23 protein-coding genes are annotated in these 25320 nt (G+C 43.8%); 17 read left to right on the top strand and 6 right to left on the bottom strand.

The genetic code is table 11. From position 1 onward, the window contains the following. Positions 1-837: 837 nt before the first annotated feature. A complete protein-coding gene (locus FIV04_RS16585; RefSeq protein ID WP_152469783.1) occupies positions 838-1437 on the top strand; it encodes a hypothetical protein in 600 nt (199 codons plus the stop codon). A gap of 92 nt (positions 1438-1529) precedes the next feature. Here the strand turns inward: FIV04_RS16585 and FIV04_RS16580 are convergent, their stop codons facing one another. Then, entirely contained in the window at positions 1530-2252 is a 723-nt protein-coding gene (locus tag FIV04_RS16580) for a hypothetical protein (protein ID WP_230850510.1), read from the bottom strand. A 77-nt stretch (positions 2253-2329) separates the two neighbouring features. Beyond that, entirely contained in the window at positions 2330-2557 is a 228-nt protein-coding gene (locus FIV04_RS16575) for a hypothetical protein (RefSeq protein ID WP_050937348.1), read from the bottom strand. Positions 2558-3212: 655 nt separating this feature from the next. Here FIV04_RS16575 and FIV04_RS16570 point away from each other — a divergent pair. Continuing rightward, a complete protein-coding gene (locus FIV04_RS16570; RefSeq protein WP_152469782.1) occupies positions 3213-4829 on the top strand; it encodes an endonuclease in 1617 nt (538 codons plus the stop codon). A 72-nt stretch (positions 4830-4901) separates the two neighbouring features. Here the strand turns inward: FIV04_RS16570 and FIV04_RS16565 are convergent, their stop codons facing one another. Continuing rightward, on the bottom strand, positions 4902-5741 hold the full coding sequence (locus FIV04_RS16565; protein WP_152469781.1) for a patatin family protein: 840 nt from the start codon (positions 5739-5741) through the stop codon (positions 4902-4904). 235 nt (positions 5742-5976) lie between these two features. Next, positions 5977-6543: a helix-turn-helix domain-containing protein gene (locus FIV04_RS16560; protein WP_150870097.1), complete on the bottom strand. Its 567-nt coding sequence runs from the start codon at positions 6541-6543 to the stop codon at positions 5977-5979. 101 nt (positions 6544-6644) lie between these two features. Between FIV04_RS16560 and FIV04_RS16555 the strand changes: the two genes are divergently transcribed. The 4 genes from FIV04_RS16555 (at position 6645) to FIV04_RS16540 (ending at position 9879) form a co-directional block, all read left to right on the top strand. Next, entirely contained in the window at positions 6645-7838 is a 1194-nt protein-coding gene (locus FIV04_RS16555) for a benzoate/H(+) symporter BenE family transporter (protein ID WP_152469780.1), read from the top strand. Between the two features lie 178 nt (positions 7839-8016). Beyond that, positions 8017-8418, top strand: a complete 402-nt coding sequence (locus FIV04_RS16550; RefSeq protein WP_152469779.1) for a hypothetical protein — start codon at positions 8017-8019, stop codon at positions 8416-8418. A 54-nt stretch (positions 8419-8472) separates the two neighbouring features. Continuing rightward, on the top strand, positions 8473-9216 hold the full coding sequence (locus FIV04_RS16545; RefSeq protein ID WP_152469778.1) for a HupE/UreJ family protein: 744 nt from the start codon (positions 8473-8475) through the stop codon (positions 9214-9216). 18 nt (positions 9217-9234) lie between these two features. After that, positions 9235-9879 carry a transmembrane anchor protein gene (locus FIV04_RS16540; RefSeq protein ID WP_152469777.1) on the top strand — a complete coding sequence of 215 codons (645 nt, stop codon included), beginning with the start codon at positions 9235-9237 and terminating at the stop codon, positions 9877-9879. A gap of 214 nt (positions 9880-10093) precedes the next feature. Here FIV04_RS16540 and FIV04_RS16535 read toward each other — a convergent pair whose 3' ends face one another. Continuing rightward, entirely contained in the window at positions 10094-11449 is a 1356-nt protein-coding gene (locus tag FIV04_RS16535) for a sensor histidine kinase (protein WP_152469776.1), read from the bottom strand. A 17-nt stretch (positions 11450-11466) separates the two neighbouring features. Then, positions 11467-13029, bottom strand: coding sequence for an HD domain-containing phosphohydrolase (locus tag FIV04_RS16530; protein WP_152469775.1), 1563 nt, complete (start codon positions 13027-13029; stop codon positions 11467-11469). 397 nt (positions 13030-13426) lie between these two features. Here FIV04_RS16530 and FIV04_RS16525 point away from each other — a divergent pair, with 397 nt between their 5' ends. The 11 genes from FIV04_RS16525 to tssC are packed head-to-tail and all read left to right on the top strand — an operon-like array spanning position 13427 to position 25301. Then, positions 13427-14167 (top strand): hypothetical protein, encoded by a 741-nt coding sequence (locus FIV04_RS16525; protein WP_253895506.1) that lies wholly within the window; start codon positions 13427-13429, stop codon positions 14165-14167. Continuing rightward, positions 14164-16287, top strand: coding sequence for an MFS transporter (locus FIV04_RS16520; protein WP_152469773.1), 2124 nt, complete (start codon positions 14164-14166; stop codon positions 16285-16287). Before FIV04_RS16525 ends, FIV04_RS16520 begins: the two co-directional genes overlap by 4 nt. A 13-nt stretch (positions 16288-16300) precedes the next feature. Next, positions 16301-17299, top strand: a complete 999-nt coding sequence (locus tag FIV04_RS16515) for an ABC transporter substrate-binding protein (protein WP_152469772.1) — start codon at positions 16301-16303, stop codon at positions 17297-17299. 50 nt (positions 17300-17349) lie between these two features. Then, the gene (locus FIV04_RS16510; protein ID WP_152469771.1) at positions 17350-19404 is read left to right on the top strand and encodes a type VI secretion system Vgr family protein; all 2055 of its coding nucleotides are present in this window, start codon (positions 17350-17352) and stop codon (positions 19402-19404) included. Continuing rightward, positions 19404-19982: a hypothetical protein gene (locus FIV04_RS16505; RefSeq protein ID WP_152469770.1), complete on the top strand. Its 579-nt coding sequence runs from the start codon at positions 19404-19406 to the stop codon at positions 19980-19982. Before FIV04_RS16510 ends, FIV04_RS16505 begins: the two co-directional genes overlap by 1 nt. Continuing rightward, complete coding sequence (locus FIV04_RS16500; RefSeq protein ID WP_152470650.1) at positions 19982-20281, top strand: PAAR domain-containing protein; 300 nt, start codon at positions 19982-19984, stop codon at positions 20279-20281. The genes FIV04_RS16505 and FIV04_RS16500 overlap by 1 nt, the downstream gene beginning before the upstream one ends. A gap of 40 nt (positions 20282-20321) precedes the next feature. After that, positions 20322-21374, top strand: coding sequence for a hypothetical protein (locus FIV04_RS16495; RefSeq protein ID WP_152469769.1), 1053 nt, complete (start codon positions 20322-20324; stop codon positions 21372-21374). Between the two features lie 14 nt (positions 21375-21388). After that, on the top strand, positions 21389-22723 hold the full coding sequence (locus tag FIV04_RS16490) for an ImpA family type VI secretion system protein (protein WP_152469768.1): 1335 nt from the start codon (positions 21389-21391) through the stop codon (positions 22721-22723). 47 nt (positions 22724-22770) lie between these two features. Beyond that, positions 22771-23295, top strand: coding sequence for a type VI secretion system tube protein Hcp (locus tag FIV04_RS16485; protein ID WP_032552863.1), 525 nt, complete (start codon positions 22771-22773; stop codon positions 23293-23295). Positions 23296-23319: 24 nt separating this feature from the next. Beyond that, positions 23320-23823 (top strand): type VI secretion system contractile sheath small subunit, encoded by a 504-nt coding sequence (gene tssB, locus FIV04_RS16480; RefSeq protein WP_032552862.1) that lies wholly within the window; start codon positions 23320-23322, stop codon positions 23821-23823. Beyond that, positions 23823-25301 (top strand): type VI secretion system contractile sheath large subunit, encoded by a 1479-nt coding sequence (gene tssC, locus FIV04_RS16475; RefSeq protein ID WP_150870119.1) that lies wholly within the window; start codon positions 23823-23825, stop codon positions 25299-25301. Before tssB ends, tssC begins: the two co-directional genes overlap by 1 nt. Positions 25302-25320 lie beyond the last annotated feature (19 nt).

The raw sequence follows: 25320 nt of genomic DNA, 5'->3' as shown, positions 1-25320 counted from the left end.
CCATCATAATTACAGGTGTGCTTTGGTACTACAAAAAGAATCCATCAATCAAAGTTTCTGTACATAATACCGACAGTAATGTCTATATTACGGTTAGGAATCATAAAGATGCGCATGTGAAAATTAGGCATGTACTCCTCGTTAAAAAATCTAGGTTTAGAAATCGCTTTCAGTTTGACCCTAATTCGTTTTTCGCGCTTGTAGATAGTGATAAGTACGGCTTCCAGTCCACTCAAAATGACGACCTAGACATATCCTTGGAGCCAAACAGTCCAACAGTGAACTTTGATATACCGTACTCCAGAATTACCCATCTCTATGAATATTTCTTGCCGTATAAACAATGTAATGTATACAACGCAGTATATCTTGAAAAAGTTGTTAAAATGCCAAGGTGCTGTTTGGCAATTGTTCTAGATTCGGGGAAACACAAGCTTATTCCTTTACCTCCTAAATTCTATCCCTTTTATAGGGAGGGTGTTGGTCACGAGCTTGATAGGGATTTCATCATTTATTTGGGAGAACATCCCGAATTGTCGCTCCACTTTGCAACTCAGGAGCATAAATTGAAGTATGAAAAGTGGCTATTGGGGAGGTATTCAATGACAAGAAAAACATATCACTACCTCTTAGAAAATTAAGCTAACAAGTTGCTTAAGAGTGATTCGCAACGCGTGGCATTTTTACTATGCGTTGAATTTAGTGATTAAGGTGGTATGCAGCGGCATCGGTATTGCGTTGCTCACCCCTTAGCAGGGCGTTAGCCAAAGCATGCTATGCGAACTGATATTTTATATTTATAATCATATAGTTTCGTAGCTAAGTAAAAGGAATATTATGAAGTGTCGTGGTGAAGAAAGTCGTGAGCGCATAGTTAAAAATTACATTATCAATCCAATCGCGCATGTCAAACTTATTGGCGGTCAAGAGAAGCTAAGCTGTACTAATGATACGTTGACTGATAGTTATTATTGTTTTGACTATGTTTCTCGCAATGATCCTAGTGAGAAAGGAACTTTCTTTTGTGGTTCTCATGCAGCAAGTGATTTTTTAAAAAAAGCGAAACTAATGCCGCTGCCTCTTTTCAATCCGTTAGTTTCTAATGGCTCCGGTACTGGTGGTGGCGGAGGCAACGGTTCTAGGGAGTGGCATCCAGTAGCAAAGCAATTAAATGATGCCATAAATATGATTGTGGTATGTTGGGATATAGTGCCAGGTGGACCATTGGCGAGCATTCAAACTAAATTACTGCAGTATAAGAATTACGAACCTTATTTCTCAAAAATAAAATCAGTAAACACAATCTTAAGTCACGACGGTCGTACTTTACAGCAAATGATTGATGAATTAAGGATCAATAATAATGTTCGTCAGTTTAGGTTTGACCTTCTAAACGAGATGCTAAAAGTTAACGAAATTGAATCTAATTTCGGCTAACAAGGCAATCAAGGTGACCCTGGACTTCGGCAGTTTTGGTTTAGAGTTCAGTGCGCTTTGCATGTTTCCTGCGGGGCACCTTATTGCAGGCGTTATGCAACCTTTTTGACACCTTCGTCAGAGTCGTTCACCGAGTTAGGATTTTCTTCTGGGTCTTCGAGTTGCTGAATAGCTTCATATGCAACCAAGTCAAAGTTTTGATAAGTCGTTATCTCTGATGTCGGTATTAATATGACAAACTCACTAATGTGTACATTCTCTTCAAGAAAGTAGCTTTCGTAATTATTGGTGATGACTAGGTTTAGGTTATCCTTGTCGCGAAACCCGCTTCTAATCGGGATTATGCCTACATGTTCTAAGTTCCCGTGAAGTACATTATTACCGCCGACACAAAACCCAATGTAAACCTTTCTTGAGGATAGTGTTATACACACTACTTGTGAGTCCTCATCGTCGTTTACGAAAGATAATGTAGCTTTTGTTATAAATGACTCTAGTGGGTTTTCTCTTACAACATGCTGCAGCATGTTAAGCTTACGAACTCGGTCCACATTATATTTTCTCGACTTAATCCAAGCCACTGCGTAGGAAAAAAATACTGTGAAAGCAGCCCAGACCAAGAGCTTAAGATCGCTATGAGAAAAGGGGATTTGTATAAAGTCTGGTCTATACATTAATCCAGTGGTTTTCTTTAAAACCTCACCAATAACATCGGTGAAATCAATCAGTACACATATAAGAGCAGAGCCGATGGATAGCTCAAAGCCTCGACGAGCAACCTGAAAATATAGGTCCCATCCATCTGATTTTGCCATCTTATATCGTGAGGGAAGGTGTTTGCTCGAATAAATATAGCCTGACGTAAGGATTACGATTAGTAGAACAGCGAACATTAAGCCTCAACGTACTTTTTTATTGAATCAGCCGCCACCTTTGCTTGAAGAGCTCTGCGCTGAATCTCTCTTTTTGAACGAATCTTTCTTAGTTGTTTCAAAAACTCATTTTTGAAATTCTCATCTTCAACGTTAACTGTCAAAACACCGTTCTTTGAAACGTGGTACGCTTCGCCAACTTCTTTATTGTAGTTCACTAGATCGGCATTTTTCTTTGCAGTAGTCATGTGAATATCCTCCAACTTCTAGCCAACGATACCATGCAAGTTTAGTTCAGAATATGCACTTAGTGTAAAATTGTTCACTTCGTCGCTTTAGAATGGAGTTATGGTTGCATAACAAGAGACTATGGCGTCAATAGTTAATTTTTGGCGCTATCCTTATCCCACATAACACCGTCTCTTTCCAGCGTTTATTGTGTTCTGCTCTACTAATACCTTGCCAACCAATGAAGAATTTGTAATTGCTAAGCAGTCGGTAGAGCTTCTGTAATCTACGAAATAGCATTACCAATTAAAAAGCGAGCCTAGTGCTCGCTTTTTCGTTTTTGTACGTCGGATAGGCTAATGCGAAATACCTTCGCTGAAAACGACAATCACTAGATGTTTTACGATCTAACAGTTGCTTTCGGCTTGCTCCCAGTTACCTAGCACCTCATAACTTGCTTCTTCGCCACGCACACTTTCAAACCCCGCAATGTGCTCTATTTCTCAAGAATCTAGCATGCATAACCATTCATTAATCCAATGTGTTGTTGTTTTGTATCACACTTATTAATAAAAGTGATGATACATACATTTATAAATGTGACTTATATCTCCATCCGCATTTTGATTACTTTCTAAGCTTAGTTGATTTTTATCCAATTAAACAGAAGGTTATATGATAAATAGAATAATAACACTAAGTGGCGTTGCATTACTTTGTTCAGCAAGTGCGCATGCTCAAATGCAAAATGGCAGCTTCGAAAACTGGGAAGGAAACGTCCCATCTGGATGGAGTGTAATTGACTCCGGGGTTTCGGTTTCTCCCTCTACCGACCCTGTTAGCAATGGCAGTTTTTCGGCGCAAGTGACAGTGAATACTGGTACTCAAAGTAATACCGATTTTCTGCAAACGATCAGTGTTGAACAAGGGAAAACTTATGATTTCTCTGTCGATGTTTACCACACTGAAGGTAATGTGAAAGCTCGCCTTTTTGTTGATGGCTATTTAGGTTACTCGAACAATGGTTTAACGAATCAGTGGCAAGCATTGACTCACTCGTACAATGCTACGAGCACCAAAGACATTGTTGTGGGCGTGCGATTTTATGATGATGCAGGTTTTGACGGATCGGAAGTTGTGTATCTAGATAACTTTCAGCCTACGGTGACTCCACCTACACAAAGCTGCAATGATACCAGTGCCACGTTTACATTAGTGACGGATAACTATGGCTCTGAAACCAGTTGGTCTCTTAAAAACTCAGTTTCTCAAACTCTTTATTCTGGTTCAGACTATCAAAGTAACACCACCAATGAAGTGGAAATGTGTTTAGCAAACGGTAGCTACACTCTAGAAGTTAAAGACTCTTATGGCGATGGAATGTGCTGTAATGTCGGCAATGGTTCGTACAGTTTGTCGGTTAATGGAAGCGTTGCAGCATCTGGCGGTGATTTCCAATCAAGTCAGAGTACAGAATTTACGGTTGGTGGCTCAACGACACCACCAACTGAGCCACCAGTATTAGGCGAATATTACAAAGACGCTGAAGGCAAAACGGGCTTTGCGTTAAAAACGGCCTTGTATCAAATTATTGATAATCATAGTAGTAAGGGTTACACCGCTATTTGGACATTGATGTCTGAAGCTGACCTAGACGCATACTATGAGACAGATGGGTCGATTCTCGATATGTACTCAGAGAAGCCTTCGGGTTCAGATTCAGTCCAATTCACTAAGGTGACTGATCAATGTGGCCAGTACAGCAAGGAAGGTGATTGTTACAACCGCGAGCACTCTTTCCCGAAAAGCTGGTTTGGTGGAAAAGTTGAGCCTATGAACTCTGACGGCCATCATCTATTTGCCACTGACGGTTACGTTAATTCGAAACGCAGTAACTGGCCATTTGGTGAGGTGAGCAGTGCAACATACACATCAAGCAATGGTTCTAAACTGGGTAGTGCAGCGAGCTCTCTTGGTTATGTGGGTACTGTGTTTGAGCCAATTGATGAGTTTAAAGGTGATTTCGCAAGAGCATATTTCTACATGGCAACACGCTATGAAAATGAAATCGCGAGCTGGGAAGGTAACTCTGCAAGCTCAGATGCTGTTCTAGATGGGACTAATACCACTGTGTTTGAACCTTGGCTACTTACTATGCTTAAGCGTTGGCATTCTGAAGATCCGGTAAGCCAAAAAGAAATCGACCGAAACCAAGCGGTACATGACTTCCAAGGAAATCGTAACCCGTTTATTGATCATCCAGAGTTTGTTAGCCAGATCTGGGGAAACTAAACGGAATATAACCACTATAGTAATGGTTTCATGACTATAGAATAGAGCCCAACCCTTTGTTTGGGCTCTTTTTTAGGCGCTTTGAAGGGCTTTATCCGCCGCTTTCAGACCCATCTGATAACCTGCTTCTAGTTTGTCTTTGTCGGTTGTTAACCTACCAACCTCAAAGGTGTCATCGGGGGCGATCACCTCAATGGTGCAGTCGTGTGGTGGGTTGTTAATGAATGCCAGAGTTTGATTATATTGATCGGCACGACTGATCATTGCTTCAGCGAGTTGAGGTGTTTTCTTCAATAGTTTTCGAACTAGCCAAGGCGATCTTGGTGGACGCTTTTCATAACCTTGTTTCTGAGAGAGGATCACGGTGATCTTTTTGGCACCACGGTTGTAGGCTTCGATGACAGGAATCGAATCAACGACGCCGCCGTCAATCATTCTGCGACCATCAATGGTCAGGGGAGTGCGATAAGCCATAGGTACCGAGCAAGATGCTTTTAGCAACTCTTCAAGATTTTCTTCGTCTCCGCGGGTATAAACAGCCGTGCCGTTATCAACATCTGTAGTAACGACGTGAAAAGGTAGTGGCTGCTCACTAAATGCTTGCATGTCATAAGGGTAGTTTTGCGCGATATGATCCCAGAGCCAATCGAGCTCTAATAAGTGTCCACCTTTAGCAAATCTCTTGAAGTCGATGAACTCTGGTCGGCAAGAGTAATCAGATATGATTGTGTAAGTTCGACCACGTTGATTTGAAAGCCAAGAGGCGATGTTGGTCGAGCCAGCCGATACGCCGATGCAGAAATCAAAAGGGTTGTAATTGTGATCTAAAAAGCCGTCCAATACACCAGCAGCAAAGATGCCTCTCATCGCCCCACCTTCTACAACGAGGGCATGTTTCATTTGTTGTGTCATGGTTCGTTTATTCCCTAACGTTTTATAATTATGTTCCTTCAATCCGCTCTTACTGGCGGAGTATTAGCTCTATTATTACTAAATTAGCGTTCTGATGTGTAGAGGCAATAGTCAAAAGAACCGAAATCAACGACTGTTTCGATGAGATAGAATTCAGACAAGGATCAGGCAAGCGAGCGCTTAACTCGCTTTCCATTGGGGAACATAAGGAGAACTACGGTAGGGTAGAATGATGTTACTGCTTGCTATCAGGGTAATGGATAACGTTATGAAATACCGCGTTGTCTTTACCGATGTTTTTGTAACCATGTATCTGATTAGCATTAAAGCGCACAGCTTGACCCGCTTGCAATGAATGCCACTCTCCATCAAAAAAGACAGCCATCTCTCCTGAAATACATAAGATATGTTCGGTAACACCCAAGTTATGTGGGTCAGACTTATGTTGGTACTCAGGTGCCAAAGTGAGTTCGAAGATCTCAAAGCCTAATGCTGGCTCGAAGGGAAACAATAAACTGACAAAAAAGCCGACATTGTACTCTTCACGCCTTAGCTCGTTAGCATCTCGAAATAGACTCGTAAGTTCATTGTTCGAGCCCGCTGTAATAAAGCTGGAAAATGAAACTTCGAACCCCGACGCTATTTGCCAAAGTTTTGCTACGGTTGGACTGGACTCTCCACGCTCAATTTGACCGAGCATGGCCTTGCTAACTCCTGTCGCTTGCGCTGTTTTATCTAGGCTCCAACCCTTCTCTTTGCGAAGGCGCCTTAAATTGTCACCCACCTTTATTTCTGATTGCATATTTTCTCAACAAATTTTTTCGACAAATAAGTTGTGCGTTATAGCGCACAAGTGCTAGATTGACTCTATGGACGTTATAACGCACATGGAGATCGATTAACATGACTAAGCTAAAATTTTCGCACGTTACAACCGGTTTTATTGCCGTATTTATCGGTTATGCGAGTGCTGCTGCGATTATCTATCAAGCTGCGATGAGTGCCGGCGCAACGGACGAGCAAGTCGCATCGTGGTTCTGGGCATTAGGTATTGGAATGGGGGCTACAACGATTTTGCTCTCGTTTTACTATAAGAAGCCGATCGTAACGGCTTGGTCGACTCCTGGGGCTGCGTTGCTTATCACTTCTCTTGAAGGGTTGACCATGAACCAAGCCGTCGCAGTGTTTCTTTTTAGCTCACTGTTGATCACCTTGGTTGGGCTAGCTGGCTTATTCGAGAAGATCCTTAAACACATACCAACATCGATAGCTTCCGCTATGCTCGCCGGTATTCTGCTGCAATTTGGTTTGGGTTTGTTTTCCTCTCTCATGACAGAGGTTGAAATTGTTTTGGTGATGCTCACCATGTTTATTTTGGCAAGAGCTTGGCTAGGAAACCTACTGATTCCGACGATTTTTGCTGTTGCTCTGGGAATGTGTATCGTCATGGGTAAGCTTGATTTGAGTGAGGTTTCCATTGGTTTGACGGTCCCTGTGGTTATGGTGCCAGATTTCGAATTCTTCTCATTAATAAGTGTTGGAATCCCATTGTTTATTGTCACTATGGCATCGCAGAATTTACCGGGGTTTGCGGTCTTAAAAGCCAATGGCTATCAAGTGGATTCCTCCAAGGTGATTACCACTACTGGGGTGACGGGTCTTCTGCTAGCGCCTTTGGGAGGTTTTGCATTCAATCTTGCGGCAATTACGGGTGCGATTTGTATGGGGCCAAATGCGGACGAGAACACCAAAACACGCTATATGGCAGGGATATCAATGGGCGTATTTTATCTTCTGGCTGCGGTCCTCGGTATGTCAATGGTGTCCTTGTTTAGTGCAGTCCCTACGGCGATAGTTATTGCGATAGCTGGCTTGGCCGTGATGCCGACCTTACTAAATTGTTTGTCAGTATCAATGGCGGATGAAAACTATCGAGAACCCGCACTGTTTACCTTTTTGTTTACTGCCTCTGGTATCAACCTAATGGGGATCGGCAGTGCCTTTTGGGGGTTGTGTATTGGTTTGCTTTGTTGCTGGCTACATGACTATAAAACTCGCTCGTGTCAAACGAACAGTACTTCATCAACACAAACATAAATGCTCGGATCTGGATAAGGGCATGAAAGTGTCTAAAGCGAGTTGATTTCATTGGCTCGCTTTTTGTGTAAATCGCGTTATTTGTTGTGCAGAGACTTGAGGAGCGTTGATATTTTATTCTTGTTATAATATAACAGTTGCCACTCTCAAATGTTCTAACTCTAATGGAAGCCACAGCATGTTGTCGAAACTGCATAAACAGTTGATCAGTTGGTCGATGCTCGTCATCGTCGCGCTGGGATCGACAGCTTCTGTTATTGGTGAGTTTCGTTCCCATAGTCTTTTGTCTTATAGCCCTGTAGGACATCATCACCATGATGATAAGCAATACAGTGTAGCTCACCATCATGCCGTGGAGCATCATGCTATCGATGAGTCTAGTCAGATGGCAGAAGGACTTGGTTTTGTTTCACATCATGATGCGAGTAATCACCATCATGATAAAGGTCATTTAAAGCCAGAGTTGATGATCACAAGCTCTCAACTTTTGAGCATCGTTAGAGAACCTCGAATTTCTGGTGACCCCAATTACAGCCCCTTCATTTTAGATCGCCCTCCTATAATTTCGATATTCGCCTGATTTCGAGTTGCGTTGACGCGCAGCTAACACAGTTCAATTTATATCGGAGTTTGTATGAAGCAATCCTCTTCCCATGGGGTGAAGTGGCTCAACGATAGCGTTGGCACTCACATAAAAAATGGGGCGGTCTTTTTCATTCTACTTTTCTGCACGTTACTAAGTAGTGATGCCTTGGCACACGCCGTTGCAGAGGGTGATAAAGGCTATATTCAAGAAATTACTGGGACACATATTGTCTCTTTCATGTACTTAGGAGCGAAACACATGGTCACGGGATATGACCATATTTTGTTCCTGTTTGGTGTGATTTTCTTCCTCTATAAGATGAAACACATCGCGCTTTACGTAAGTCTGTTTGCCTTAGGGCATTCATCGACCATGCTATTGGGTGTCTACTTCAATATCGGCATCAACAGCTACATCATCGATGCCATTATCGGCTTCTCGGTGGTCTATAAAGCGATGGATAACCTAGGTGCCTTTCAGCGCTGGTTTGGTGTTCAACCGAATACCAAGCTCGCGACCTTACTGTTTGGTTTTTGTCATGGCTTTGGCTTATCGTCCAAGATCATTGATTATGACATCTCACCAGACGGGTTAATTCCCAATCTATTAGCGTTCAATATAGGTGTGGAAATAGGGCAGCTCATGGCCCTTGGCACCATTTTGATCGTGATGGGCTTTTGGCGAAGACATGCGAGTTTCTATCGTCAAGCCTATTCGGTAAACGTAGTAATGATGAGTCTCGGTTTTATGCTTATCGGGTATCAAGTAACGGGCTACTTTGTCGCTCAATAAATAGAAAAGGAATTATTTATGTACAATTCAGACATGCCAAACAGAGCCGAGTTACCAACAACTAAGCAGCTCGTTCGTTCTACTGCCATCGCTCTTGTTGTGGCGGTTGTGACCTTAGTTACGGTTATCTTACCTGCTGAGTATGCCATTGACCCCACAGGTGCTGGCAGGATGCTCGGATTGACCGAGATGGGAGAAATCAAGACTCAACTTGCTCAAGAAGCGGAAGCGGATAGGGCGCGCGATCAAGCGGTAATCGTAGCAACTCCTGATACAAAAGCTGAACCGAAGCCACGTACGGACTCTCAACAGCAAGCAAATACTGATTCTCAAGAACAAGCAAGCACAGCTTGGAAAGACAAAATGATGTTGGTACTAAAACCGGGTGAAGGTGCGGAAGTTAAGCTAGTGATGACAGAGGGACAAACAGCGACCTTTGCTTGGTCAGCCAAGGGTGGTCCGGTTAACTTTGATACTCATGGCGATGGAAATGGCAACGCGATAAGTTACGAGAAAGGTAGAGGTGTACCGAACGATGAAGGAGAACTGGTTGCAGCGTTCACTGGACATCACGGTTGGTTCTTTAGAAACCGAAATGACAGTACCGTAATGGTGATCATTCGTACCAAAGGTGAATATTCGGCGATGAAGCGAATGCTGTAAGCTAGATAAAAGCTGTTAGACAAGGCCTACCCAATCAGTAGAGGTTGAACTGATGAGTAGGCCTTTTTCGTTATTGGCACTAATCTACGCTTGGTAACACTGCTAGAGATGTTCGCTCTCTTCTGCCAGTTAACATTCTAGACCTAAGTGGTTATATTAGCGTTAAGCACTAAACGTTGCTGAAATAACTAAAATGGTGTGCTGATTAGAAAGGTTATTTAGAGGATGTATCTGGTAACCGTATTTGAAAGTGAGCGCCAACAGAGGACTCTTGTTCTACTACTCTAATATCCCCGCCAAGTTTGTGAGTGATTAGGTTATATATAATGGAAAGGCCCAATCCTGTTCCACCATTTAATCTGTTGGTTGTATAAAATGGAGTAAATACTTTACTAGCAACGCTATCTTCAATGCCTACACCATTATCTTGATAAGATAGGACTATATCTTTATCGGATTCTATGGCTTTTATGTAAATTAGGTTTTTGTCCTCTTTACTTAATTCAAAACCATGAATACAACTATTGTTTATTAAATTTGTAAGAATTTGTTCAAGAATTCCTGTATTTAAACGGATGTTTAAGTTTTCTGATATTTCGAGTATGAACTCTACATTATAAGAAGCGTATATAGGTTCAATACTCTCTATTAATTCACTCGTTACGTTTAAAACGTTTATATCATCGACGTCACCATGGTGATCATGAACGGATGTCTGTTTGAATTGTTGGACTAACTGAGCAGCGCGCTCTAAATTGGAGCTCGTCATCTTATGAGCAGGGCGGACGCCTTCTAGGAAGTCAACAAAGGTGTTTTCATCAAGCAACTGGTTGTTGTATGCATTCTCAAGTTGGTCAATGTGTTCCTCCATTACCGACAAAGCAGTAATCGCAACTCCAAGCGGTGTATTGACCTCATGAGCCACGCCATTAACAAGGTGACCAAGCGCTTCCATTTTTTCCATTTCTACTTGATATTTCTGCGATTGCTCTAAGTTTTTCAGTAGCTGTTTGATGTTCTCATTTTGGCTTTGAACACTCTGCTGAAGCTCTAAACCTTGTTGTGTGTGTGCGCTAAAATGGTGATTCATCTCCGCCGATTTTATTGTTCTCCCAATGGCGAACGCAATGCTGATGGCGAATTGAATGCTAGATTGGTCTAGCTTAACTCGGTGTGGTGCCTGCCTGAGTAGTATGAATCCAATGATTTCTTGATTCAGCTTTACAGGCACTAGATACGATTGGAAATAGACAAAGTCAGGAATCTTAAGCCATTGGCCTTTCATTGCGTTGGTATGGGTGTACGCTAAGTGACTTTTGCTATGAATTTGCTCCAAAAATACGCGGTAATCTTCTGACTTAATAAATTGATTTTCAGTGACTTTTGTATCTTCTTTGCGTTCTACATAAACGCAGCTGACGTCATTTTGGTCCGTTGTTAGCCACAGGCTCGCATCCGAAAGGTGAAAAGCAGAATTGAGCAGATTAAGGCTTTCTTTAGCCAACGAGTCGACATCCCCAAGGTCGATGCTTGGGTGGTCGAGAAGGGCATTCAATTTCTTAGTTAACATATTGGTGGTTCAGTTCTTTAGTCTGCATCAGGATAGTGTTTGCGGATTTCCATGATTTCAGCAAAGTGCTGAATCGCAACATCAGCGATTTTAGGGTCGAAATGAATCCCTTTTTGGTCTTCGATGAGATCAATAATATCTTGGTCTCGCCATGCTTTTTTGTAAGACCGTGCAGAGCCAAGCGCGTCAATAACATCTGCAATGGCCATAATACGTCCCTCAAGAGGGATATCTTCCCCTTCTAACTGGTTTGGGTAGCCAGAACCATTCCATTTCTCATGGTGTGAAAGTGAGACCATTGCACCCATCTGAGGAATCCCATAATTGAGCTTGCTCAATAGGTTGTAACCAATAGTTGGGTGGGTTTTCATGATGTCCCACTCCTCGTCAGACAAGGCTGCAGGCTTATGTAGGATGCTCTCTGGAACGCCTATTTTTCCGAGGTCGTGCATTGGCGCTGCGTGCTTGATGATTTGAACGTGCTTCTTACCCAAACCGAGTTGTGTTGCTATGAATTCGCAAATCAAAGCCACTCTCAATACATGAGCACCGGTCTCTTTAGAGCGAGTCTCTATCGCTTCGCTGAGCATCAACATCAACTGTTGTTGAACTTCTTGAATCTCATGGTTAGACAATAGGTTCTTGAAGACCAAAACAAAGTTAGAAGTGAAATGAGGTAGCAGGTTGCTTACGCCTCTGGATATCGGCTTTTGGAAGTCAAAACCAATAGTAATATGTTCGAATTCATTGATTTTTAAGCAATGAAGAAGCCTTTTGTTGTTTACATCAATAATGGGCTTATCTGGCTTTGTCGTCGGCAAATCTACAATGAAGTCTTCAACGGCATTAATCGATTCACCTTCGAATAGCTCGTTCTCATCGGTGATTAAATACTGTTTTTTTACTGGTTGTGCGTAAGGCATATGGCTTTCAATATTGATAGCCAGCTGCAATTGGTCATGTTTTAGGAAGCGTTTTAACTCAGAATGTGCTGCACGAAGGAAATCTTTCACCTCTGAATGAGCCAAAATGGTCTCAGTTGAGGACAGTAACTGCTCCAACCTCTTCTGGTTGGAGGAGATAATTCGGATGTCTCGATAAGCACGAAGTGCCGTCAAAACAGAAGTTTTGAGACGCGTCGCATTTAGCTCAGTTTTATTTTTGTAGTCATTAATTTCATAGCTACTAATGACTTTTTCTTCCGGAGCTTGCCCAGGTTGTCCCGTTCTCAGAACTAATCGTATCTGTTTGTTGTTCTTTATTTCGCGAATCCAATGGATTAAATCAAGGCCAGCACTGTCAGTTTCCATCACCACATCGACCAGAGCTAGCGCGATATCTGAGTGTAGATCCAATATTTCTTTTGCTTGTTGTGCCGAAGACGCAGAGAGGATTTCTATAGGATTATCTTGGAATTTCAAGCCTGTTAGCGCCATTTTCGATACAGCAATAACATCTGGCTCATCATCAATAAGTAGTACTTTCCATGGACGAATTGTTATTTTTGAGTCGGGCTCTGCCATGATTTTCGGGGAGCTTTCTTTCCCTTTCTGACTCACAGAAAAAAGAGAGTTGGGCATATTGTTATCCTTAACATTGAGAGTGCGGCTTTTAACTTAGTTTTGCCGTTAACTTCAATCAAGCTTTTTTAGAAAGTCAATTTTTGCGATTAGATTCAATTAAAATTTAGAACCTATTGCCACAAAATCAATTTTATCCGTCACTTAGTTTGACCAATATTCGTTTTACACCTAGTAATTAAGAGGTTGTTTTATTGTTATTCCATTGTTAGGTTAAATATTAAATTATGTATGTTTTATAAGAAATAACTTGTTTTGATTATGAGTTACTCAAAATCAAAACAATAGAGTATTTACTTAATTCGTGATTGGCAGTACTTCTTCATCAGAGGTTTGGAAGATGAGAGCATTTTTTGAAGTCCATTTAAGGCTAGTGATTACAGTATGGATAATCCTAATGTCTGTATTAGGACTTCTGTATTTGATGAATTACATGAAGTTCGACAGCGTTATGTCGAATGTTGTTTCATCGAAGCTTGACGTTATCTCTTCTTCATTAAAAACCTCAATGGAACGTGTCGATCGTATGGGGATACCATTTGAGTCGGCAGATAATCTTAAAGACCAATTTAATCACGCTCGAACTCGTGAGCCAGATGTAACGGCTATTTCGCTGGTGGACCATAACGGTGAACTTTTGATTCACTCTTCAAATACTCAAGGTACACATGTCCCTCCCGAAGTGCTGCGCAGAGCACTAACTTCAAATGAAGTACGTTGGTCGTACAACAACGATGCTCAGCTATACAGCGGGCTTCAGACTTTCGATAGTTTTGGAAACCTTTCGGGCAGCATAGTCATCGAGTACGACAAATCTGCGCTGTTTGGTGTTTACGCTCTAGTTAAATTGCACCTCTTAGAAGCAACGGTCGTCATTTTCCTGACAACAGCTCTGATTGTTTTCTTAGTGGTAAGGCTAGGCTTCGGTGATGTTGCGGGTGTTATTGATCTTATCCAGAAATATTCCAAGGGCGATAAACAGCTTTTAGATAAAGCGCCACCAGGCACGATGAGCCAGACATTTGCCGATCAGATTAAACAGAGTGAGAAGATGAAAGCAGAGGTGTCTGCTGAATTAGAAAGATTAAAAGAGCTTTCAAAGAAGCAGGAGAAACAAGACACCGAGGTGATTAAATGAGTAGAGTTCAAACTATGGCGGGCCTAATTAACAAGCGCTTAATCTGGATTACAATTGTCAGTGCATTTCTTGCCTCTTTCCTCAGTGCGGCTTACACCTTGGTTGAGTTCAACTTTTCAATCAAGCCTGAACTTCTTAAGAAAGCGAATGCTATTGCGCAGAACATTCAAGACGATGTTGAACTCGCGATCGATGTAGGTATTCCTTTTGAACAAATAAAAGGGATGGACGCATATCTAGACAATACGCTTACAACCTACCCAGAGTTAACCTTTGTTGCGATTACGCAGAATGAGGATGTGCTTTATCGTTCAGGTGAGGTCGAAGCGCTTGATCCAACTTACGCGGTGGCGTTTGAAAAAGTCTCGAATCAATATTTGTCCGCTACTTTTTTGGAGCGATTGATCGTCGTCTTCAAAGAGTTGCCAAACTTGCTACCTTCTCTGTTTAGTTCCGACAAGGCTCAAAGCGATGTCTTTCAGCTCGCAATCCAAGGTGCGGAAGAGGTGTCAGGTCGAGTATACGTGGGCTTGAGCTCAACTTTTGTTCAGTCTCAACTGACGGATATCTTTTTCGACATCGCGATTGTACTGATCGCAGTATTGCTGGTTTGCTTCGAAGTAGTGATGGTCGTGGTGATGTTTTATGTATCAGGGCCATTAGAAGAGTCTGAGTCAATCCTAAAGCGTCAGGTCAAAGGGGACTTTTCCGTTAATGAGAGAACCAGTTCCCACGGTGTGATTGGTCTGTTTTCTCAGCGTCTAAACGAAGACTCTAAAGATCTCCAGTCTCGCTTTAAAGCTCTGTTTTCTCGATTTATTTCGTCGAAATCTGATGTCGACGGTCATGCTGAATCAAATACGGTCACTTCCAAGTTATCAAGTATCTCAGAGCGATTTAGTTTAGAGAGTAAACTCGGCTTTCACAAAGGCAACATTGTTGATGCCCGAATCCCGCTCTTTGTTTTCTCGTTTGCAGAAGAGCTATCAAAATCCTTCATGCCGCTATTCGTGAATGAGTTTTATAAGCCGACTAGCTGGATTTCAAAAGATGTGATGCTTGGTCTGCCAATTTCCGTGTTCATGTTTGTGATTGCAGCGTGTACTCCATTTGCTGCCAAGTGGGTTGATCGTTGGGGACAGAAGCAGCTCTTCTTACTAGGTTTGATTCCAGCGATTGGTGGTTACTTCGGATGTGCCTTTGCGCAAGACAGCATGGATATCGTAATCGCTCGTGGTGTGACGGCCTTTGGTTACGCGATTATCACCATAAGCTGTCAGAGCTATATTGCGGCAGTGATCACCCCGGAAAACCGAGCAAAAGGCATGTCGATTTTTGTCGGTGTATTAATGACTGCAACAATGTGTGGTACCGCGTTAGGCGCAATCATTGCTGACCGTATCGGTTATCAGCCGGTGTTCTTACTCTCGGCATTATTAGCCGCATTTGCTGGCTTCTTAGCATGGCGCATGTTTATTGGCGATGTTTCTGGCGATAGCGCTAAAGGTAAGGCCGCAGCTAAGGGTAGTGTTTTACTGTTGGCTAAAAACTTGCGCTTCATGGCAGTGATCTTGTTCTGTGCTATCCCAGCTAAGATTGTGCTAACGGGCTTCCTATATTTCTTGGTTCCTCTCTATCTCGTATCTCTTGATGCCAGCCAATCGGAAATTGGTCGCGTCATGATGATCTACTCATTGGTGATCATTCCGTTGAGCCCTATAGCTTCTGGCATTGCAGATCGCACCCAGAAGACAAAACAGTTGGTAGTTCTGGGCACCTTGCTATCTGGAGCAATACTCATCTCGATGTACGGTGATGATTCAATATTTAAGATCTTACTGGCCGTAACACTCATGGGTATTGCGCATTCAATCTTGAAAGCGCCACTTATCGCTTGTGCACTTGAAGCATCAGAAGCGACACCTGAAGTTGGACGTACTGAAGTACTTGGCTTACTTCGTACATCAGAGCGAATTGGTAGTGTTATTGGACCAATTTTGGTGGCCTCACTGTTGATCAGCTACAGCTTTGGTGAAGCGATGACCATCGTAGGTGGTGGTATTTTCCTAGCCGGTATTGCCATGTTCATGATTCTTAGAATGCCAGAGCGCACAGCGTAGTAGGGGCGTCATTATGAATAAGATAATCACACTGCTCATCGCCCTTATTGTCTCCTGTTCAGCATGCGCTGAAGAGCCGAAATCTGTTTATATGACAGTTTGGCGCGGTTGCGAGGAGGCGTGCCAAGGATTCTTTGACTATATTAAAACCAATAACTTACCGATCGAAGTTACCTTAAGGAACGCAGACCGGGATAAAACGAAGTTGGCAGAGTTTCTTGAAGAGGCGAAAACCCTCTCTCCAGACTTGGTTGTGACGTGGGGAACTAGTGTCAGTAAAGCAATTATTGGAACCCAAGAAGAGTTTGGAAACAAGACTAAGTTAGGTGACATACCGGCTCTATTTATGATTGTGGCTGACCCTGTAGGTGCGGGCATTATTGACTCCCCACAAACGTCAGGCCGTACGCTAGTCACTGGGATTCGAAATCGAATTGATGAAGAAGTACAGATCCGTGTTATGCGCGAATACTTCCCTGTGAACAAGATAGGCGTGGTGTACTCCACAGCAGAGCTCAACTCCAACTTGAATACCCAAAAGCTGCAGAGCTTAGAACAAAAGATGGAATTTGAAACCTTGGTTGAGACTTACGAACTTGATGAAAATGGTAAACCGTTGCCTGGTCAGTTTGACGCTAAGATGCAGAAACTTGTCGAGCAAGGAGCGGATGTAGTGTACGTCGGTTCAAGCTCTTACAACCTAGCGAATCGTGATGAGTTCACAGCGGCTGCTGTTGCTCATGGTCTGCCTGTCGCATCTGCTTACGATTCAATGGTGACAAAATCGAATGCATTGATCTCGGTATCGAATAAATACTATCGAGTAGGACAACTCGCTGCGAACCAAGCTGAGAAGGTGCTTTTTGAGGGCGTAGAGCCGGGATCTCTACCTATTGCTGAATTAAGCAGCTACTCAATATCGATCAACATGGAAGTAGCAAGGAACATGTCTATCTTCCCTCCGATTCAATTGCTGCGGTTTGCCGAACTGGTAAACGCGGACATGAAGTAAGGATCGAATATGCAAGGATCGCACTACACACTGAAAATTGAGGAGGTTCAATGAACGAACTGATTGAACCTCAAGGCAGCCTATTGGTGGTCAAAAACTCAAAGAGTAAAGAATTTGTCGCTTCTGAGTTATCAGTCTCTGAAGCCGTTAGCGACGAATATGAGTTTCAGGTCACGGTATTGTCGACCAGCTCTAGCGCTGAAGATTGGATTGGTGAGCCGATCGATTGCAATTTTTACACTGAAACCGGTACAAGTCGCAAAGAAGTACGAACATTTAAAGGCTATGTAGTAAAGGCTCAGGTGCAATCGCAACGTGTCGATTCATCCTATTTTGGCGTCAAGCTGACCGTTCAGCCTTGGTTTTTCTTGCTCAAACACTCTCGTCAGTGTCGTGTTTTCCAAGAGGCGAGTGTACAGACGATCGTTACCAGCATCTTTGATGACTTGGGTTTCAAAGGCGACTATAGCGTCAAGAGTATGCCCTCGACCAAGCGTGAGTACTGCATCCAATTTAACGAGTCTGATTTTGATTTCGTCACTCGATTGTTGGCCGAAGAAGGCGTGCACTATTACTTCGGTAAAGACAGCAAAGCAGACACCCTTTATTTGCAGCAAGCGTCTAAACCATTTGCTTCCGACGATAGCGTCACTGTTGATTATGCAGCGCAACCTTCTGGTGACTATGAGGTGCTTGATACTTGGCAACGAGAGAAGCGTTTCCACAGTGCGTCACTTGAAATTGCAGGCTACGACTATAACCAAACCAAACTGGTAACGAGTAAAGCGAAGAAATCGAAATATACGCTATCGAACAACTCAAAGCTCACCGAGTATCGTTACCCATCAGCAAGCCCTGCTGGTAGTTACACCGACTTAGCTAGTGCTTTGGTTGAAAGTCAGCGCGGTCAATTGGACTCTTCATACGATAGAGCTTATGCCAAAACGCAATCGTCAGATGTTTGTGCAGGGCACTTTCTAAAATTAGCGGGTCATTCAGATACTACTCAGAAAGGTAATTATCTAGTCTCTGAGCTGCGCTACGAGTTTGATGAAAAGAGCGGTGACTTAAAGGCTGAATTAACCTGTATTCCAGAAGACCAAGTCTTTTATCCAGCCGGAAAAGATAAACCTGTTTTGCATGGCCTGCAATCTGCTTTGGTATCAGGCAGTAAAGATGGTGAGCCAGCGAATGACGCTTTAGGACGCGTAAGAATTAAGTTCCATTGGGATCCTGAGAGCGGCGATAAAACCAGTTGCTGGGTGCGTGTTGCTCAGGCAATGGCGGGCAATGGATATGGCGCTCAATTTTTACCTCGCGCGGGTCAAGAAGTGCTGGTGAGTTTTATCAATGGCGATCCTGATCAACCAGTGATCGTTTCAAGTGTTTACAACAGCAAACATAAGCCACCTTATCCAACCGCAAACACCACTCAAAGTGGCGTGATGACGAAGTTGGCTGGCAAGGCGAATGAAATCAAACTCGACGATAAGAAAGACAATGAGCTGTTTGCCGTCAATGCCGCAAAAGATATGACGCGTGACATTGTTAATGATTACACCGAAAGCGTGGGCGGAGAGTACAAGTCGACAGTCACTAAAAACGTCACGCAAACCATTGAACAGAAAAATATTCTATCTGCTAAAGAAGGTATCGAGCTTTCTACAGATAAGTCGTATGCCCTTAAGGCAAAAGAATCTATTACCGGAGACGGTAAGACGATCACTCTAACTGCGGATGACACCCTGACTCTTAAAGTGGGCAGCAGCAAGATCGTGATCAGCAGCGATAAAATCGAATTATCCAGTGGCACTGTGGCTATCAGTGGTAGCTCAAAAGTCTCGCTAGATGGCGGCAGCCTCAGCCAATCGGGCACCTCAGTTAGCATCTCATCAAAAGGCTCTTTAAGCGCTAAGGCCAGCACATCGATGTCGCTTAGTGCCTCTACCAGCTTTGCCGCGAAAGGCAGCACCGGGGCCAAGATTCAAGGGCTTAACGCGGAGTTAAAAGGGGACGTTACAGCCAAAGTTTCTGGTGCGGCGACCGCTGAGATCAGTTCATCAGGCCAAACTGCCGTGAAAGGCACAATAGTGATGGTGAACTAATGAAAAAGATCCCGTACAAGAATTCAGCTCAGATACTTGCCCATTTTGAATTATCAGAAGAAGCAAGCGCATTGGTAAACGGAGAGACGTCACCAACAGAGGCGATCGCTAAGTTGCAAGAAGCTGGTTTGAATATTGACCTCACTAACTACCTCGCACACGCGTTGCCAATGCGAGAGGCTATTTGGTGGTCGGTACAAGCGACGTTGTTAAGAAAGGCTGATTTAACAAACCAAGAACTGAAGCTCATTAATGAAAGTGGCAAGTGGGTGAAAGAACCCAACGAAGCGGCGCGAAGACACATTGAAAAGACCTTAGAGCCTCTACCAAATGAAAGCTCTGCGAGATGGGTAGGGCAATCCGTATTTTGGAGTGGTCAAGGCAGCATTGCCCCTGCGGATTTGCCTGTCGTGATGCCTGCCGATCTTCTTTACGCAAAAGCCGTGGCTGGCGCTGTAAACACAGCCGCCGCCTTACCTGAATGGTCTGGGTATAAGGCTTATTACAAGAAGGTGTTCAGCAGTGCCGTCGACATTGCCAATGGCGGCTCTGGGATGATGAGTGAAGGAGGCCAATGATGCCGTCTGCTGCAAGATTAACTGACATGCACACTTGCCCAATGCAAACACTGGGTACTCCGCCAATTCCTCATGTGGGAGGGCCAATTGTAGGGCCGGGCGCAGTCACTGTACTGATATGTAAATTACCAGCGGCAAAAATGGGTGACTCGCTGGTATGTGTAGGACCACCGGACAGCATTGTAAAAGGTAGTGCGACTGTTCTAATCAATAGCACTCCGGCTGCACGAATGGGCGACACAACAAGTCACGGGGGCAGCATTGTTTTTGGTGCTCCGACGGTTCAAATAGGTGGGTAGTTGAAAGGACTAACTATGAAGATGGTGAGTGGAGGGAACGATGCCAACGCATACTCTTGAGGGAGTTATTTCTCAAACAACGTTTTGGGACAATGACCATAAGCGCGAACAGATAGAAGAACTTGTTGAGCAAGCGAAGCTGGCTAACCCCAAGCTGCATGCTTTTATGCTTAATCTTACTCGTAAAGTAAATAATGAGTCAGGTAAGGCGATTGCCTATAACCGTGGGCCTTTGAAAACGCGTGAGCGTATCGCGGCAAAATGTGGCATTACTAACTGGGATGACCCTACAACAGATAAAACACAGGGTGTTAAAAAGCCTTTGGCAGTGAAGGACATCGCTCGTGCAACGATTGTTTTTAGCACTATCGCTCAGATGTTCGCATTCCGAGACTATATTTACACAACACCTGAATATCAGGCGATCAAAGACAAGCAATCAGATGCTGTGAAAGATCTCTGGGAAAAAGAGATCCTAGACCAATACAAAGACGTGAAGTTTTTCTTACAGGTAGAAATTGACTTTTCAACTAAGGTCAACAACGTACCTACGCCTAAGAAAACGATCCCTCATATTGTCGAACTTCAATTAAACGTGAGTCAGATGGCTTGGGGTAAAACCTATGGTCACGCTTTCTACAACCTTTCACGCCTTGCTTATATCGATGGCAAACAGAAGTTTGTTTGGGACGATACGAATTGTGTCATCACCGTACCTGCGAATATTTCAGGAAAAGTAGCGAACAAGCTAAGAACGGCTATTACTCACTGTCGAAGTATTGCATGTGGAGATCAGGACGTACTGTTGGCTGCAAGCATCCTATCCAAGATGGTCTCAGCGAAATTCAAACTTCCTTCGTCTAAGGAGTGTGAATCGTTACCGGCAGCTCAACACTACAGCTACAAGAATCGTAAGAAACCACTCGTGATTCAATGTGGTCCTTATGATTACAAGAAAGCGGCTAATCAAGACTCTAGTAACGCGCAAGCTTGGGCTATTTCGTTTTTAGCGAGCTTTATCTGGGCGAATTTCACCAAGTCTCAGCATAAGCCAGGCGTGACGGGTACTGCAGCCAACTGGCATGCGAAGTAGTAAGGAATCAATGAATGTTTGAAGATTTGCTGTCACCGATTTCTGATGAAGCACCTTGTGGTGAATATCTAAAAGATAATCGCTCGCTGTTTCGTGGCTACCGTAATGAATTCAATATGGCGCAGTCGTCATTTCGTCAGTTAATGGAAATTCCCGATGCTCTAGAAGATGCAGAGCTAGTGGATGCGAATTTCGCGAACTGGCAAAAGTTGTCGGACACCTGCTATCAATGTCTGAAAGAGAATTCGAAAGACCTTGAAATCTTCTCGTGGTTCACCGTTGCTCAGTTGTTTGGGCCAGAGCCGTTCCAGAACTTGTCGAGCTCTCTGAGAACTATGGAAAGCGTGGTCGAAAAGTACTGGGACACGCTAAACCCAGTATTACCAGAGAAGAAGCGTAAAGGTGACACTGAACAGCAACAAGCGGTTGAAGTGGCAGAGCACAGAATCAAACCTTTGCTACAGTTGATTGGTGATACCGCAGAAAGTGGTTTGTTGTACATGCCGCTTCAAATGTTAGCGCTAGTGGGTGATATCGATTACGGCAGATTCTACAAGAATGAAAAAGACGGCACTTTAGCAACATTAAAAGCTGAAGCGGTGTCGGCTCTGGCGAGCGAAAGAGGCGAGGTTGAAGCTCGTATCTTGGCACTGGGTGAGTCTTTAGAGGCGCTAACTCAGCTTGAAACATTGATTTCAAGTAAGTGTGGTGATGTCGGTGCTCAGGCTCTGAGTTTCCGTTTTGTTAAAGAGTCTATTGAGCGATTAATTTCAGCACTTCGATACCTTGTGGGTGAGCAGTTCGCTCATTGGCCACTTGACCCTGTAGTCGAAACGCCGGCTGAACCAGAGCCTGCGGAAGTAACATCAGTAGTTGATTCTGCTGTTGTAGACGCTGTCGCGGAGTCGCCGACCACGCCCGCTGTATCTCCAGTTACTGTTGCAGCTCCCGCTGCTCTCAGCTCACCTGCAATCGCGACTATGGCAACAGCCAGTGCAGCAGCGACTCGTGAACAAGCATTGGCAGATCTGCAGGTGATTGCCGACTACTTTTTAGAGAATGAACCACACAGTCCAATTTATTTACTACTTAAACGAGCGATACGTTGGGGAGGAATGTCATTACCAGAATTACTCGAAGAACTGGTCGGCGATAACAACGCCGTACATCAAAGAATCGAACATCTAGCTGGACTTGAGAGTGCTGAGCATAAAGCAGAACTCAAAGCGACAGCGGTACCACAACCTCAAGTGGTCATGCCGCCGGAGACAGTTCAGGAAGAAGTGAAAGTGCAGGAATCAACCTCTACCCCAAGCTCTGATTCAGGGCTCTCCAATATTGAGTGGTAGCGGTTACTAACAGTCAAAAATGACAAATCATAGAAAAGGGAATAATCATGGCTTCTATTTACATGCGAATTGATGGTTTAAACACGATTAAAGGTGCAGCAACAATTGGTGATATCGGTGGCAAGAAAGGCTTCTTCGCTATCGATAACATGAGCTGGGGTGCAAACCGTGGCGTAGCTGTTGATGTTGGTAACGCAAACAACGCCGACAAAGGTATGGTTTCACTGGATGCAATCCATGTTTCTCGTACTTCAGACGGTGCGTCTCCTCACCTAACAACATTCCTATTCGCACCAGGTGCAGAAGGTAAAACGGTTGAAATCCTGCTGACTAAACCATCTCGTGATGGTGCGGGTGCAGATCCATACCTTGTATTAACTCTAGAGAAAACTCGTATTGCTAGCTACAACATTCACGGCTCTGATGGCCAGCTACCAGTAGAAGATTTCTCACTGACATACACCACGCTGACTAAGGTTTACTACCAAGAAGGTGACGGCGGTAAGATCGAGAAAGGCGATACTGTTAAGTTCGATTGTACCACAGGCAAACTTGAGTCTAAGGCGGCTTAATTTTGATTAACAGGGAGAAGTAACGTGGCTTTAAATTCACAACACAAACGTGTTAGCAAAAACCGGGTAAGTATCACTTACGATGTCGAAACTAATGGTGCAGTAGAGAACAAAGAACTGCCGTTTGTTGTCGGTGTTATTGGGGATTTTTCTGCGCATAAAGAAGATCGTGAAGATTTAGAAGAGAGAACGTTTTACCAGATCGATAAAGATAACTTCGACACTGTGCTTAAACGTGTAGGCCCAGAGCTAAAGTTGAAAGTAGACAACACGCTACAAGATGACGATAGCCAATTTGAAGCCGCTTTATCTTTCTCTTCAATGAAAGACTTCGAGCCAGATGCTCTCATCGAGCAAGTTGAACCATTGAAAAAACTTGCTGAAACACGTCAGCAACTAAAGACACTCCTTTCAAAAGCGGATCGTTCTCGTGATCTAGAGAAGCTATTGAAAGAGGTACTACAAAGTGCAGATCAGATTAACGCACTTTCTAGTGAGTTGGGCGTAGAAAGCAAAGGAGATGAGTAATGAGTTCTGAACTAGAAAGCCAAGCGGGTGGAGAAGCAGAAGCGGCATCGGCGAGTCTATTAGACAGAGCGATTGCAGCGACTAACCAAACGCCGGCTGATACAACCAAAGAACTGTTCTCTGTACTGGCAGAACAGGCTCTAAGCGGCACTGTTACCTGGGATAAAAACGTTTCTAAAACGATAGAAAACGCGATTGCTCAGATCGACCAACAGATGTCAAAGCAGCTTTCACAAGTGATGCAAAACGATGAGTTCCAAAGGCTAGAAGGCTCTTGGCGCGGATTGAACAAACTCGTGAAAGAGAGTGAAACCGGTCAGTCTCTTAAGATCAAACTGGTCGACTTTACCAAAGATGAACTCATTGAGCAGTTTGAAGATGCGCCTGCCGTTGATCGTAGCCCGCTATTCGATGCGCTTTATCAGAAAGAGTTCGGCACGGCTGGTGGTGAACCTTATGGTGCACTGATTGGTGACTACAGCTTCAGTCATAAAGATGAAGACGTAGCGCTACTGAGATACATGGGTGAAACAGCGGCAGCAAGCCATGCTCCTTTTGTTGCAGCAGCTAACCCTGAAATGTTTGAGTTTGATTCATTTGAAACTTTCGATGAAGGTAAGCCAGTTGCGGCAGGTTTCGACTCTCCAGCGTACGCTTCTTGGAACGCTTTCCGTGAGAGTGATGATGCTCGCTACGTGGTATTAACCATGCCTCAAACGCTTGCTCGTCTTCCATATGGTGAAAAAGGTCTGGCGACTAACTCATTCAACTACGAAGAGCTAGCAACAGACGCAGAGGGCAACCCTAAACCAAGCAATAATTCAGAGTTAGTTTGGTCTAACGCTGCTTTTGAGTTTGGCTTGAAAATGACCCAAGCTCACACGCAATTTGGTTGGTGTACGGCAGTTCGTGGCCTAGACAATGGCGGTAAGGTTGAGAACCTTCCTAACCTGACGTTTAAGTCTGATGCTGGTGATATTCAGCAGCAATGTCCGATCGAAGTTAACCTGACGGATGAGCGTGAAAAAGAGCTGAGCGACCTTGGATTCTTGCCTTTGGTTCACTACAAAAACACCAACTACGGTGTGTTTATCGGTAGCCAAACGACTCAGAAGCCAAAAGTCTACACCGATCCTGATGCAACCAGCAATGCAGCGATCTCTGCTCGTATCCCTTACATCATGGCAAGTAGCCGTATCGCACATTACCTCAAAGTAATGGGGCGCGATATGTTGGGCTCGAACCTTGAAGCAACGGATATTCAGAAGCAGCTGCAAACGTGGATTGATCAATACACGAACTCTGGTGCTGTTGGTAACTCTGAACGTTCTAAAACACCGCTATGTGAATCTCAGATTCAGGTTGTGGAACAGCCAGGTAGACCGGGTGCGTACTCTGCTGTCGCTCACCTAAGACCGTGGTTGCAAATGGAGGAATTAACCACTTCTGTCCGTATGGTTACGAAGATCCCAGGTTAATTTGGAACAACAGCAAGCA

This window comes from Vibrio sp. THAF190c, assembly GCF_009363355.1.
Taxonomy (GTDB): domain Bacteria; phylum Pseudomonadota; class Gammaproteobacteria; order Enterobacterales; family Vibrionaceae; genus Vibrio; species Vibrio fortis_A.
The sequence above is the reverse complement of the archived record's forward strand: the minus strand, read 5'-3'. Positions and strand labels throughout refer to the sequence as shown.

Excerpts from the sequence above, each read along its gene's own strand:
- FIV04_RS16540 (WP_152469777.1), top strand. The coding sequence starts at position 9,235 with ATGTACAATTCAGACATGCCAAACAGAGCCGAGTTACCAACAACTAAG.
- FIV04_RS16490 (WP_152469768.1), top strand. The coding sequence starts at position 21,389 with ATGTTTGAAGATTTGCTGTCACCGATTTCTGATGAAGCACCTTGTGGT.
- FIV04_RS16510 (WP_152469771.1), top strand. The coding sequence starts at position 17,350 with ATGAACGAACTGATTGAACCTCAAGGCAGCCTATTGGTGGTCAAAAAC.
- FIV04_RS16525 (WP_253895506.1), top strand. The coding sequence starts at position 13,427 with ATGTCTGTATTAGGACTTCTGTATTTGATGAATTACATGAAGTTCGAC.
- FIV04_RS16485 (WP_032552863.1), top strand. The coding sequence starts at position 22,771 with ATGGCTTCTATTTACATGCGAATTGATGGTTTAAACACGATTAAAGGT.
- FIV04_RS16515 (WP_152469772.1), top strand. The coding sequence starts at position 16,301 with ATGAATAAGATAATCACACTGCTCATCGCCCTTATTGTCTCCTGTTCA.
- FIV04_RS16560 (WP_150870097.1), bottom strand. The coding sequence starts at position 6,543 with ATGCAATCAGAAATAAAGGTGGGTGACAATTTAAGGCGCCTTCGCAAA.
- FIV04_RS16565 (WP_152469781.1), bottom strand. The coding sequence starts at position 5,741 with ATGACACAACAAATGAAACATGCCCTCGTTGTAGAAGGTGGGGCGATG.
- FIV04_RS16575 (WP_050937348.1), bottom strand. The coding sequence starts at position 2,557 with ATGACTACTGCAAAGAAAAATGCCGATCTAGTGAACTACAATAAAGAA.
- FIV04_RS16520 (WP_152469773.1), top strand. The coding sequence starts at position 14,164 with ATGAGTAGAGTTCAAACTATGGCGGGCCTAATTAACAAGCGCTTAATC.
- FIV04_RS16570 (WP_152469782.1), top strand. The coding sequence starts at position 3,213 with ATGATAAATAGAATAATAACACTAAGTGGCGTTGCATTACTTTGTTCA.
- FIV04_RS16580 (WP_230850510.1), bottom strand. The coding sequence starts at position 2,252 with ATGGCAAAATCAGATGGATGGGACCTATATTTTCAGGTTGCTCGTCGA.
- FIV04_RS16550 (WP_152469779.1), top strand. The coding sequence starts at position 8,017 with ATGTTGTCGAAACTGCATAAACAGTTGATCAGTTGGTCGATGCTCGTC.
- FIV04_RS16530 (WP_152469775.1), bottom strand. The coding sequence starts at position 13,029 with ATGCCCAACTCTCTTTTTTCTGTGAGTCAGAAAGGGAAAGAAAGCTCC.
- tssC (WP_150870119.1), top strand. The coding sequence starts at position 23,823 with ATGAGTTCTGAACTAGAAAGCCAAGCGGGTGGAGAAGCAGAAGCGGCA.
- FIV04_RS16495 (WP_152469769.1), top strand. The coding sequence starts at position 20,322 with ATGCCAACGCATACTCTTGAGGGAGTTATTTCTCAAACAACGTTTTGG.
- FIV04_RS16585 (WP_152469783.1), top strand. The coding sequence starts at position 838 with ATGAAGTGTCGTGGTGAAGAAAGTCGTGAGCGCATAGTTAAAAATTAC.
- FIV04_RS16505 (WP_152469770.1), top strand. The coding sequence starts at position 19,404 with ATGAAAAAGATCCCGTACAAGAATTCAGCTCAGATACTTGCCCATTTT.
- FIV04_RS16535 (WP_152469776.1), bottom strand. The coding sequence starts at position 11,449 with ATGTTAACTAAGAAATTGAATGCCCTTCTCGACCACCCAAGCATCGAC.
- FIV04_RS16545 (WP_152469778.1), top strand. The coding sequence starts at position 8,473 with ATGAAGCAATCCTCTTCCCATGGGGTGAAGTGGCTCAACGATAGCGTT.
- FIV04_RS16555 (WP_152469780.1), top strand. The coding sequence starts at position 6,645 with ATGACTAAGCTAAAATTTTCGCACGTTACAACCGGTTTTATTGCCGTA.
- FIV04_RS16500 (WP_152470650.1), top strand. The coding sequence starts at position 19,982 with ATGCCGTCTGCTGCAAGATTAACTGACATGCACACTTGCCCAATGCAA.